Origin of the sequence: Streptomyces sp. MBT65, from assembly GCF_016612545.1 — a bacterium.
Classification (GTDB): Bacteria; Actinomycetota; Actinomycetes; order Streptomycetales; family Streptomycetaceae; genus Streptomyces.
Genome location: NZ_JAENRY010000251.1, coordinates 1 through 11,824, shown reverse-complemented (window position 1 = coordinate 11,824; position 11,824 = coordinate 1). Strand labels below are relative to the sequence as shown.

Here is an 11,824-nt window from a genome sequence, read left to right as displayed (position 1 = left end):
GCTAGGTGCGCCCCGCGGCGGAGCCGCATATCGACACTGCCCCGCGCCCCTGGGGGGTGGGGGCTGGGGGCGGTTTCAATGCTCGGGCCTACCTCGGTGCTCGAGTTGGGGCCGGCGACATCGCCCTTGTCTTTTAGGGGCGCGGGGAACTGCGCGGCCAGCCGAGTCGCCGGTGCAGACGAGGAGCCACCGGTACCGACTCCCCCTGTCTCGTACCGCGCCACCAACTCCTGGCCCTTCTCCAGCACCCCTTCCGGCAAGCTCACGGTCCCAGATGCCGCTGCCACCAAATCCACCCTCGCGCCTATCTCCGCCGCGAACTCGTCCAGACGTCCGGCGTCGACAGGGGAACGCATGTCGACCAGGGCCACGACCACGTACCGGTCCCGTGGATAGCGCACGTGCAGGTCGCGGATGGTGTTCAGGACCGTGTTGCCCGTGGAGAACTCGTCGTCCACCAGGACCAACGGGCCCTCGCCGGCCAGGAGTTCGGGGTTCTCGGGGAGGAGGAGGTGGGAGGTCGCGTGGGAGTGGGACTCCTCGAAGCCGCCTGCCGTGGCGACGCCGGGGACCGGACGGCGGGTGGAGTGGAGGTAGGGGGCCACCGCGATGCCGTCCGCCACCGCGTGGCCCAGGCCCGTCGCGGTTTCCGCGTAGCCGAGGACCACCGCTCGGGCGGACTCGTCGGGGCCGAGGAGGTCGCGGACCCTGCGGCCCAGGGTGAAGCCGTAGCCGTAGACGATCGACGGGGACTGGGGGACGTGCTTGCCGAGCACGTTCGACACCAGGAGGTGGGCCCGCTTGGGGTTGCGGCGGAGGGCCAGGCCCAGGAGGTCGGTCAGTTCGGGGTCGCCGAGCAGTTCGACACCGAGCCGCTCCGCGACCCAGCTGCCGGACCAGACACCGTCGTTCACTGCCTTGTTCATGCGTCCCTTGCGATTCAGCCGGGGATTCCGGCGGCGAGCAGCTCCACGAAGCCGACGTCCTCGCGTGCGACGCCGAAGATCTCGGCGCGCAGCATGGTCCGCTCGGCCCAGGCGCGGTGCGGCTTCACCTCGTTCATCTTGTTCGTGTACGCCGAGCGCAGCACTCCCCCGCCGCCGCGCTCCGGCCGCAGGATGTCCTGCGCGTCGCAGAACTCCTCGTGGCTGACCACGGACAGCGCGTGCACGGGCAGCACGTGCGAGGGGTGGATGCAGGTCTTGCCCATCAGCCCGTTGGCCTGGTCGAGGGCGATCTCGCGCAGCAGCCCGTCCATGGCGTGCTCGATCAGCGCCTCGCGCAGCTCCTCCGCCTGGCCCTCCAGGAAGGGGCTGCGGCGCAGCTGCGGCTTGAACATGCGCTCCTGGACCCGGAAGTACTCCCACACCGGGCCGGTCACCGTGAACCCGGTGCCGTCGGCGCGGCCCAGCATGTTCACCACGTCGCCGATCACGTTGGCGACGATCTGGACGTCGTAGGCCGTCATGTCGGAGGCGCGGCGGAGGCCGTAGGAGGAGCAGAAGTCCGTCACGCCCAGGCGCAGGGCGAGGACGCGGTCGCGGTACTTGTCCACCGCGCGGGAGATGCCCTCCAGGGTCTCGACGCGCGACTCGCGGTAGAGCAGCTCGGGCGACTCCAGGACCGGCATGCCGAAGAGCCGGTGGCCGCTCGCCGTCTCGGCGTCGGACAGTGCCTCCAGGAAGGGCATGCCGCGCTCCTCGGTGAACTTCGGCATGACGAAGCCGGAGAGGAGTCGGACGGCCGGGCCCATGCGGCGTACCAGGTCAGGGATCTGTTCGGGCACGCGGACCCGGACGAACAGCAGCGGGAGCTCGGTGTCGGGGCGGGCGGCCAGCTCGGTGAACTGCCGGACCAGGTTCTCCTCGGCGGCCGGGACGTCCTCGTCGCCGATCGAGTCCTCCAGGCACAGCACCATCGACACGACGCCGCGTCCCGCCTGCTTGACGATGTCGTCGGCGAGGTGGGGGCGGGTGGCCGGGCTGTAGAGCGTGGCGCCGAGGGCCGCGGCGAGCAGCCGGGCCGGGGAGTCCGCGTCGAACTCGCAGGGCTCCTGGAAGAAGAGACGCTGCCGTACCTCAGGGGCAATGTGCCCGAAATGACGCATAAAGCTCCCCCGTGGTGACGTTGTGGTGCGTGAGTGTTTTCGATAGGTGGCCGGTAATAGTACGTACAAACCCATGTCAGGGGTTCCCGCCGGGCATGAACTTCAGGTAACTCGGCCGTGTCGGTGTCCGAACCCCCACGTTGTCGTGACCAGGACCGAGAGGGCAGGATGACCGCATGACGCACGCGATGCTGAAGGGGTCGAACGTCCCGCTGGAAGCCACCACGGTACGCGCCGTGCTGCGCTGGACGCCCGGGCAGGGGGTCCCGGACGTGGATGCCTCGGCGCTGCTCCTCGGCCCCGCCGGTCAGGTGCGTTCCGACGAGGACTTCGTCTTCTACAACCAGCCCCGGCACCCCTCCGGGAAGGTCTGGTGGCTCGGCAAGAAGCGTGTCGCGGAGGGCCCCACCGACACGATCCAGACAGATCTCGCCGGTGTCGAGCCCGAAGTCAGCCGGATTCTGGTGGTCGCTTCGGCGGAGGACAACACGTTCGACCGCGTACAGGGACTGCGCATCCTGTTGTACGACGCGGCCGTCGCCGAGGGCGATCCGCTGCTGTATTTCGACATCAAGCCGGAGACCGGCGAGGAGACCGCGCTGATCTGCGGGGAGCTGTACCGGCGGGGCGAGGGGTGGAAGTTCCGGGCGCTGGGTGAGGGGTACGCGAACGGTCTGCGGGGGCTGGCCGTGGACTTCGGGATCACGGTGGACGAGTCGGAGGAGGGGGCGGCGCCGGTCGCGCTTCCCGAGGCTTCCCAGCCGTTGCCTCCGGCGGTTCCCGCGGTTCCGGTGCAGTCCGGGTACGGGTATCCGCAGGAGCCGGTGACTCAGCCGGCGTACGGGTATCCGCAGACCTCGCCGGCGGGGACGTACGGGTATCCGCAGCCGGTGCCTTCGGCGATTGCGCCGGATCCTGACTTCCGTCTGCCGCCGCAGGGGCCGCAGTTCATCTGACCAGGACGGGCCGTTCGTTTGGTGCGGGTCAGTGAGGGCTGGGTGCGCCCCGCGGCGGAGCCGCATATCGACACTGCCTCGCGCCCCTTCGGGGGCGCGTCCCTCAAGGGTGTCCTATCGCTCAACCTTTGTTTTGTAGCCCCTGCCCCACTGAAGGCCCCAGCCGTACAGTCGGTCCAGCTCTGCCTGGAAGCCGTAGACGAACTTCACTTCCCGGCGGACCACGAGTTCGCCCTTGACGTTCTCGATCATCACCACCGCGCAGGAGCGGGCCTGGGGGTGGCGTTCGTCGAGGCCTATCTCGATGCGGGGGCCGTTGCTGGGGTAAAGGGTGACGATCGCGTGGGTGCGGTCGAAGGCGGGGGTCTGGTCGTAGATGTAGACGAAGACCAGGAGGCGCTTGATCTGGTCGCGGTGGTCGAGGTTGACGTACATCGTCTCGCCGGACGCGGAGCCGAAGCGGTCGTCGCCGCTGAGTTTCACGTACGGGGGTGCGTTGACGTCGCCGAGGAGGCCGCCGAGGGGCTGGACCACGCCCTTGGTTCCGTCCATGAGTTCGTAGAGGCAGCCGAGGTCGAGGTCGACGTTGACCATGCTCTGGCTGTGGCCCATGACCTCCGGCGGCTTGAGCGCCTTGAAGGGGTGGCGCAGCAGGCTGTCGCGCTGGAGGCCGCCGATGTCGGAGGTCCGCATCCGCCAGGTGAGGTTGACGCGGAGGTTGCCGGTGGCCGCGCCCTGTTTGGTGAGCGAGACCTGGTGGTGCCGTTTGGTCAGTTCTATCGCGTTGCTGGCCGCGCTGCCCGAGTCGAAGTCGGCCTCGCGCCGCCAGATTCCGTCGAAGAAGCCCATTCCCGCCCCCACGTCCACATGACTCACGACAAAGCTGTCGGGGCGGCCGGACAGAGGACTTGTCCTCGACGGCCGCCCCGAACAGAGCGTTCCCTTACCAGGGAGCTTGTCACACCCCGGACGAGACCTCAGTCTTCTCGTCCGAGCCCGCTTTTCCCTCGGCTTCCGCAAGAGCCTTGTTCCGGCGGACCGAGGACCAGAAGGACCAGCCGATCAGGACGACGCCGACCAGACCGGTGATGACCTCGTTGATCTGGTACTGGATGGTGACCATGAGGATCACCGCCAGGGCGCCGATCGCGTAGTGCGCGCCGTGCTCCAGATAGACGTAGTCGTCCAGGGTGCCCTGGCGGACCAGGTAGACCGTCAGGGAGCGGACGTACATCGCGCCGATGCCCAGGCCAAGCGCCATCAGGACGATGTCGTTGGTGATGGCGAAGGCGCCGATCACGCCGTCGAAGGAGAAGGACGCGTCCAGGACTTCGAGGTAGAGGAACATGAAGAACGCGGCCTGGCCGGCCAGGACCACCGCCGAGCGCTGCTTGCCGGTGCGCGCGGCCTCTTCCTCCGCCTCGTGCTCCCGCTCCTCCTCTTCCTCGAGCTTGTCCTCGAAGTAGCCGGAGAGCCCGCCGACGATCATGTACGTGATCAGGCCGGAGATACCGGCGATCAGGACCGTCTGTGCCTTGTCGGTGTGCGCGCCGCCGTGCTGGTGGGCGTGGGCCGCGAAGGTGAAGGAGGTGATCAGCAGGACGATCAGCGCGATGCAGACCGACAGCATGTCGACCTTGCCGAGCTTGGCGAGCGGGCGCTCGATCCAGCGCAGCCACTGGATGTCCCGGTCCTCGAAGATGAAGTCGAGGAAGATCATCAGCAGGAACATGCCGCCGAAGGCCGCGATCGCCGGGTGGGCGTCGGTGACCAGCTGCTGGTAGTGGTCCTTGTTGTTGAGCGCGAGGTCGACCGCGTCGATCGGGCCGATCTTGGCGGTGACGGCGACGATGACGACGGGGAACACCAGCCGCATGCCGAAGACGGCGATCAGGACGCCGACCGTGAGGAAGATCTTCTGCCAGAAGGCGGACATCTTCTTCAGGATCCCGGCGTTGACCACCGCGTTGTCGAAGGACAGCGAGATCTCCAGGACGGCCAGGATCGCCACGATGCCGAAGGCTTCCCACCCCCCGTAGAACGCCGCTGCGACAAGGCCGAGCGCGGTGACCGCGAACGACCAGCCGAAGGTTTTCAGAAGCACTGGCTACCCAATCGTGTGTTGGGGGTCCCCCCAGACGGAGTCTGGGGGAAGGTCTCCCCCCGCGCCGCACTCGGCTTTACTTAAAATTTGACGTCGAGCACTGAGTCTAGAGGGAGACTCCGTCGACCGGGACAGCCGGTCGGGACCGACGCCTTTACGAGACGTTGACCCCGAAATCCATCGCGATGCCCCGCAGTCCGGACGCGTACCCCTGACCGACCGCCCTGAACTTCCACTCGCCCTGGTAGCGGTAGAGCTCGCCGAAGATCATCGCCGTTTCGGTGGAGGCGTCCTCGGAGAGGTCGTAGCGGGCCAGCTCCTGGCCGTCGGCCTGGTTGACGACGCGGATGAAGGCGTTGCTCACCTGACCGAAGGTCTGGCCGCGGTTGTCGGCGTCGTGGATGGAGACCGGGAAGGTGATCTTTTCGCAGTTGACCGGCACCTTCAGCAGGTCGACCTTGATCGACTCGTCGTCGCCCTCGCCCTCACCCGTGAGGTTGTCGCCGGTGTGCTCGACCGAGCCGTCCGGGCTCGTGAGCTGGTTGTAGAAGATGAACCACTCGTCCCCGAGCACCCGTCCACCGCCGTTGAGCAGCAGTGCGCTGGCGTCCAGGTCGAAATCGGCTCCGGTGGTGGAGCGCGCGTCCCAGCCGAGGCCGATCAGGACGTTCGTGAGGTTCGGTGCGGCCTTGGAAAGGGAGACATTGCCCCCCTTGGCGAGCGTGACGCCCATAGTGCTGGTCCTCCCCGAGGCGATGCTTCTTTGGTTGTCCTGCGCTCCCCCCGGAGGGGGACCCCCGGGCGCCGCACGCGCATCGCGCGGCGCCCGGGCGGTGAAACCGTCGTACGTCAGGCGTCCGAACGTCAGACGCTCGTCGTACGTCAGACGTTGACGCCGAAGTCCTGGGCGATGCCGCGCAGGCCCGAGGCGTAGCCCTGGCCGATGGCGCGGAACTTCCACTCCGCGCCGTTGCGATACAGCTCGCCGAAGACCATGGCGGTCTCGGTCGAGGCGTCCTCGGAGAGGTCGTAGCGGGCGATCTCCGCGCCGCCGGCCTGGTTCACCACGCGGATGAACGCGTTGCGGACCTGGCCGAAGGACTGCTGGCGGTTCTCGGCGTCGTAGATCGAGACCGGGAAGGTGATCTTGTCGACGTCGGCCGGGACCGCCGCCAGGTTCACCTTGATCGCCTCGTCGTCGCCCTCGCCCTCACCGGTGGTGTTGTCACCGGTGTGCTCGACGGAGCCGTCGGGGCTCTTGAGGTTGTTGAAGAAGACGAAGTTCGCGTCACTGGCGACCTTGCCCGCGCTGTTCAGCAGCAGTGCGCTGGCGTCGAGGTCGAAGTCGGTGCCGGTGGTGGTGCGGACGTCCCACCCCAGACCGACGATGACCGCGGTCAGGCCCGGGGCCTCCTTGGTCAGTGAAACGTTGCCGCCCTTGCTGAGGCTGACTCCCACGAGTCCTCCATTGGTGTCCAGGGGCGGGGATGCCCCGTAGTGCGTCGGTATCGGATCAACGTCTCGATCCTAGTGACGGGTTCCCGACCCTCGCAGGCCCTGGAACCTAACAATCACAGGGTGTCGAGGGCCTTCACGTACTCGCCCAGGTCACGGGCGTCCGGCAGGCCGTTGACGATCGTCCAGCGCACGACGCCCTCCTTGTCGATGACGAAGGTTCCGCGCAGGGCGCAACCCTTGTCCTCGTCGAAGACGCCGTACGCACGCGAGGTGTTGCCGTGCGGCCAGAAGTCGGAGAGCAGCGGGTACTCCAGGCTCTCCTGCTCGGCGAAGACGCGCAGGGTGTGGATGGAGTCGTTCGAGACCGCGAGGAGCTGGGTGTCGCGGTCGGTGAACTGCGGCAGGTTGTCGCGCAGGGAGCACAGCTCGCCGGTGCAGACGCCGGTGAAGGCGAAGGGGTAGAAGAGCAGCACCACGTTCTTCTCGCCGCGGAAGTCGGAGAGCTTCACGGTGGCGCCGTGGTTGTCCTTGAGCTCGAAATCGGGGGCCTTGTCGCCGACCTGGATCGCCATCTCGTCCTGCATCCCTTCGGTGGGGCTGTTCGGGTGAGACCACCCGTGCGTCCACCCTACGCAGCGATCACGACATGCGGACGGACGGGCTGGCGTCGCCAGCCCGTCCGGGGTTCAACGATCGAGGTACCTCCGGGGACTACCTCTTGGACTTGGCTGCCTTGGGCGTCACCAGCCGGCTGCCACTCCAGTCCTTGCCCACGCTGACGCTCTTGGCCGCGGAAAGGCCCGCGGTCGTGGCGGCTTCCGAGATGTCGCTGGGCTCGACGTAGCCGTCACGGCCGGTCTTCGGCGTCAGCAGCAGGATCGAGCCGCCCTCCTCGACGTACGAGATGGCGTCCACCAGCACGTCGGTCAGGTCGCCGTCCTCGTCGCGGAACCACAGCACCACGGCATCGGCGACGTCGTCGTAGTCCTCGTCCACCAGGTCGCTGCCGATGACTTCTTCAATGGCCTCGCGGAGTTCCTGGTCTACGTCGTCGTCGTAGCCGATCTCCTGGACCACCTGCTCGGGCTGGAACCCCAGCCTGACGGCAGGGTTCGTCCGCTCCTCCGCGTGGTCCGCGGTCGCGCTCACGGGTTGCCTCCTGATCATGTCTTGATGAATGTCCAGCCACGCGCGTGCGCGAAGCATTGGCCGTAGTCCACACGGACGGGCCGGATCGCGCAAGTACCCGGCGATTCGGAACGCCGAAACGGTGACGATCCTGGCCGTGTCGCCGCAACTCCAGGCACGCTATCGCGGCCGCCGGTGACGTACACCACAGCGTTCTGCCCGGTTTGCACGTTTGAGAACCCTCCGAGGGTACGCGACTCGAATGACTTTGCTAAACGAGTCACGGTTACCTCACGGTAGAGATGACGATTGCCGCCCCGCGGTAGACCATGGGGAACGGTGCAGCTCCCCCTATGACACGTTTTCCCCTCTGACACGTAAGGAACAGCGTGGCTTCCGGATCCGATCGCAATCCGATCATCATTGGCGGCCTTCCGAGTCAGGTTCCTGACTTCGATCCCGAAGAGACCCAGGAGTGGCTCGACTCGCTCGACGCCGCCGTGGACCAGCGCGGCCGTGAGCGGGCCCGCTATCTGATGCTCCGGCTGATCGAGCGGGCCCGCGAGAAGCGCGTGGCCGTGCCCGAGATGCGCAGCACGGACTACGTCAACACCATCGCCACCAAGGACGAGCCGTTCTTCCCCGGCAACGAGGAGATCGAGCGCAAGATCCTGAACGCCACCCGCTGGAACGCCGCGGTGATGGTGTCCAGGGCCCAGCGTCCCGGTATCGGGGTCGGCGGCCACATCGCCACCTTCGCCTCCTCCGCCTCGCTCTACGACGTGGGCTTCAACCACTTCTTCCGGGGCAAGGACCAGGGCGACGGCGGCGACCAGATCTTCTTCCAGGGGCATGCCTCGCCGGGCATCTACGCCCGCGCGTTCCTCCTGGACCGGCTCAGCGAGCAGCAGCTCGACGCGTTCCGCCAGGAGAAGTCGAAGGCGCCGTACGGGCTGTCCTCGTACCCGCACCCTCGGTCGATGCCGGACTTCTGGGAGTTCCCGACCGTGTCGATGGGCCTGGGCCCGCTCGGCGCGATCTTCCAGGCGCGGATGAACCGCTACATGGCGGCGCGCGGGATCGCGGACACCTCGAAGTCACACGTGTGGGCGTTCCTCGGCGACGGCGAGATGGACGAGCCGGAGTCGCTGGGCCAGTTGTCGATCGCGGCCCGCGAGGGCCTGGACAACCTGACCTTCGTCGTCAACTGCAACCTCCAGCGGCTCGACGGCCCGGTGCGCGGCAACGGGAAGATCATCCAGGAGCTGGAGTCGCAGTTCCGGGGCGCCGGCTGGAACGTCATCAAGCTGGTCTGGGACCGCACCTGGGACCCGCTGCTGGCCCAGGACCGGGACGGCGTGCTGGTCAACCAGCTCAACACCACGCCGGACGGCCAGTTCCAGACGTACGCCACGGAGACCGGCTCGTACATCCGCGAGCACTTCTTCGGGCACGACCACCGGCTGCGCGCGATGGTCGAGAACATGACCGACGACCAGATCCTGCACCTGGGGCGCGGCGGGCACGACCACCAGAAGGTGTACGCGGCCTTCGCGGCGGCCAAGGAGCACAAGGGCCAGCCGACCGTCGTCCTCGCCCAGACGGTCAAGGGCTGGACGCTGGGCCCCAACTTCGAGGGCCGCAACGCCACGCACCAGATGAAGAAGCTGACGGTCGCCGACCTCAAGGGCTTCCGCGACCGGCTGCACCTGCCGATCACCGACCAGGAGCTGGAGTCCGGCGCCCCGCCGTACTACCACCCGGGCCGGAAGTCGGAGGAGATCCAGTACATGCACGACCGGCGCAACGCGCTGGGCGGCTACGTCCCGACGCGTGTCGTCCGCTCGAAGCCGCTGGTGCTGCCCGAGGACAAGACGTACGCGAGTGTGAAGAAGGGCTCCGGCCAGCAGTCGATCGCCACGACCATGGCGTTCGTACGGCTGCTCAAGGACCTCATGCGGGACAAGGAGATCGGCAAGCGGTTCGTGCTGATCGCGCCGGACGAGTACCGCACGTTCGGCATGGACTCGTTCTTCCCGAGCGCGAAGATCTACAACCCGCTGGGCCAGCAGTACGAGTCGGTGGACCGTGAACTGCTGCTCGCGTACAAGGAGTCGCCGACCGGGCAGATGCTGCACGACGGCATCTCGGAGGCGGGCTGCACGGCCTCGCTGATCGCGGCGGGTTCGGCGTACGCGACGCACGGCGAGCCGCTCATCCCGGTCTACGTCTTCTACTCGATGTTCGGTTTCCAGCGCACCGGTGACCAGTTCTGGCAGATGGCGGACCAGTTGGCGCGCGGTTTCGTACTGGGCGCGACCGCGGGTCGTACGACTCTGACCGGTGAGGGTCTGCAACACGCGGACGGACACTCGCAGTTGCTGGCCTCCACCAACCCGGGGTGTGTCGCCTACGACCCGGCGTACTCGTACGAGATCGCCTACATCGTGCAGGACGGGCTGCGGCGGATGTACGGCCCCGACAGCGAGGACGTCTTCTACTACCTCACCGTCTACAACGAGCCGATCCAGCACCCGGCCGAGCCGGCGGACGTCGATGTGGAGGGCATCCTCAAGGGTGTCCACCGGGTCAGTCAGGGCGCGGCGGGCACGGTTCCGGCGCAGATCCTGGCGTCCGGTGTCGCGGTGCCGTGGGCCATCGAGGCGCAGCGGATCCTCGCCGAGGACTGGAACGTGCGGGCCGATGTCTGGTCGGCGACGTCCTGGAACGAGCTGCGGCGCGAGGCGGTCGAGGTGGAGCGGCACAACCTGTTGCATCCCGAGGAGGAGCAGCGGGTTCCTTATGTCACGCGGAAGTTGAGCGGGGCGGAGGGGCCGTTCGTGGCCGTTTCCGACTGGATGCGGTCGGTTCCTGACCAGATCGCTCGGTGGGTGCCGGGGACGTATCAGTCGCTGGGCGCGGACGGCTTCGGGTTCGCTGACACCCGGGGCGCGGCTCGGCGGTTCTTCCACATCGACGCGCAGTCGATCGTGGTGGGCGTGCTGACGGAGTTGGCCCGGGAGGGGAAGGTCGACCGGTCCGTGCTGAAGCAGGCGATCGATCGGTACCAGTTGCTGGATGTGGCCTCGGCTGATCCGGGGGCGGCGGGAGGGGACGCGTAGCCCCTCTTTGCCCGGTGCGGATGCGTGGGGCTGGTGGCGCCCGCGCGGCGGAGCCGCACATTGATTGATACGGCCCCGCGCCCCTGGTGGGCGCCCCTTCGGGGGTGCCCATCGGCCGTGCCCCGCCACCTAACATGCGGGCATGAACCAACAATCGGCGCAAGCGCGTTGGGAGCAGCGGACCCAGCGACCGTTGCTGGCGCTCGCCGTCGCGTTTGCCGTGGCGTATGCCGTGCCGATCGTGGACACCACCGCCGGTCATTCGCTGACGGCGGTGTGCACGGTGGTCGAGTGGGTGGTGTGGGGGGCGTTCGCCGCCGACTATCTGATGCGGCTCGCGATGTCCCGGGACCGGCGGCGGTTCGTGCGGACGCACTGGATGGATCTGTGCGCGGTGGTGCTGCCGATACTTCAGCCGCTACGGCTGTTGCGCATGGTCTCGACCCTGATACTCGTCGGACGCCGGGCCCGGATGGCCTCGCAGATCCAGCTGACGACGTACGTCGCCGGCGCGGTGATCGGGCTGCTGATGTTCGGCTCGCTAGCGGTCCTCTCCGTGGAACGGGACTCCCCCAACGGGAACATCCGGACGCTGGGTGACGCCGTCTGGTGGTCGTTCACGACCATGACGACAGTGGGGTACGGCGACCACGCACCGACCACCGGGCTCGGCCGGATGATCGCCGTCGGCCTGATGCTGTCCGGGATCGCCCTGCTCGGTGTCGTCACCGCGAACATCGCCACGTGGTTCATCGCCCGCTTCGAGAAGGACGACGTGGAGGAACGCCGCCAGACGGAGGCGATCGAGGCGTTGACGGAGGAGGTACGGGGGTTGCGGGCGGAGGTGGCGGCGTTGTCGGGGGTGCGGGGGGCTGTTCTGTCTGGGGTGACGGCGTTTTCGGGGGCCGAGGTGGCGACTTCGTCGGGCGCACCGGTCTCGACTCCGTCA

At 67.7% G+C, this 11,824-nt stretch carries 11 protein-coding genes; 3 read left to right on the top strand and 8 right to left on the bottom strand.

From position 1 onward, the window contains the following. Together JHN63_RS38650 and JHN63_RS38645 are read right to left on the bottom strand one after the other, a co-directional pair. Nucleotides 1-926 (bottom strand): phosphoribosyltransferase domain-containing protein (locus tag JHN63_RS38650; RefSeq protein WP_234478340.1); only part of this gene is annotated, 926 nt, incomplete at its 3' end. Between the two features lie 14 nt (nt 927-940). After that, complete coding sequence (locus tag JHN63_RS38645) at nt 941-2,107, bottom strand: HpcH/HpaI aldolase/citrate lyase family protein (RefSeq protein WP_200689779.1); 1,167 nt, start codon at nt 2,105-2,107, stop codon at nt 941-943. Nucleotides 2,108-2,283: 176 nt separating this feature from the next. Here JHN63_RS38645 and JHN63_RS38640 point away from each other — a divergent pair, with 176 nt between their 5' ends. Then, nucleotides 2,284-3,063: a TerD family protein gene (locus JHN63_RS38640; protein WP_200689778.1), complete on the top strand. Its 780-nt coding sequence runs from the start codon at nt 2,284-2,286 to the stop codon at nt 3,061-3,063. A 114-nt stretch (nt 3,064-3,177) separates the two neighbouring features. Here JHN63_RS38640 and JHN63_RS38635 read toward each other — a convergent pair whose 3' ends face one another. From JHN63_RS38635 to JHN63_RS38610, 6 genes are all read right to left on the bottom strand, one after another. Further along, nucleotides 3,178-3,912, bottom strand: coding sequence for a Tellurium resistance (locus JHN63_RS38635; RefSeq protein WP_200689781.1), 735 nt, complete (start codon nt 3,910-3,912; stop codon nt 3,178-3,180). Nucleotides 3,913-4,021: 109 nt separating this feature from the next. Beyond that, nucleotides 4,022-5,167: a DUF475 domain-containing protein gene (locus JHN63_RS38630; protein WP_200689777.1), complete on the bottom strand. Its 1,146-nt coding sequence runs from the start codon at nt 5,165-5,167 to the stop codon at nt 4,022-4,024. Nucleotides 5,168-5,321: 154 nt separating this feature from the next. Continuing rightward, a complete protein-coding gene (locus JHN63_RS38625; protein WP_200689776.1) occupies nt 5,322-5,900 on the bottom strand; it encodes a TerD family protein in 579 nt (192 codons plus the stop codon). A gap of 149 nt (nt 5,901-6,049) precedes the next feature. Beyond that, nucleotides 6,050-6,625, bottom strand: a complete 576-nt coding sequence (locus tag JHN63_RS38620; RefSeq protein WP_019060360.1) for a TerD family protein — start codon at nt 6,623-6,625, stop codon at nt 6,050-6,052. A gap of 113 nt (nt 6,626-6,738) precedes the next feature. Then, nucleotides 6,739-7,197 carry a peroxiredoxin gene (locus JHN63_RS38615; protein WP_200689780.1) on the bottom strand — a complete coding sequence of 153 codons (459 nt, stop codon included), beginning with the start codon at nt 7,195-7,197 and terminating at the stop codon, nt 6,739-6,741. A gap of 139 nt (nt 7,198-7,336) precedes the next feature. Continuing rightward, nucleotides 7,337-7,774 (bottom strand): DUF3052 domain-containing protein, encoded by a 438-nt coding sequence (locus tag JHN63_RS38610; protein WP_019060358.1) that lies wholly within the window; start codon nt 7,772-7,774, stop codon nt 7,337-7,339. 368 nt (nt 7,775-8,142) lie between these two features. On the opposite strand from JHN63_RS38610, the gene aceE reads away from it, so the two are divergent. Then, nucleotides 8,143-10,875, top strand: coding sequence for a pyruvate dehydrogenase (acetyl-transferring), homodimeric type (gene aceE, locus JHN63_RS38605; RefSeq protein WP_200689775.1), 2,733 nt, complete (start codon nt 8,143-8,145; stop codon nt 10,873-10,875). Between the two features lie 142 nt (nt 10,876-11,017). Beyond that, nucleotides 11,018-11,824: potassium channel family protein (locus tag JHN63_RS38600; RefSeq protein ID WP_234478339.1), on the top strand; the 807-nt coding region annotated here is incomplete at its 3' end.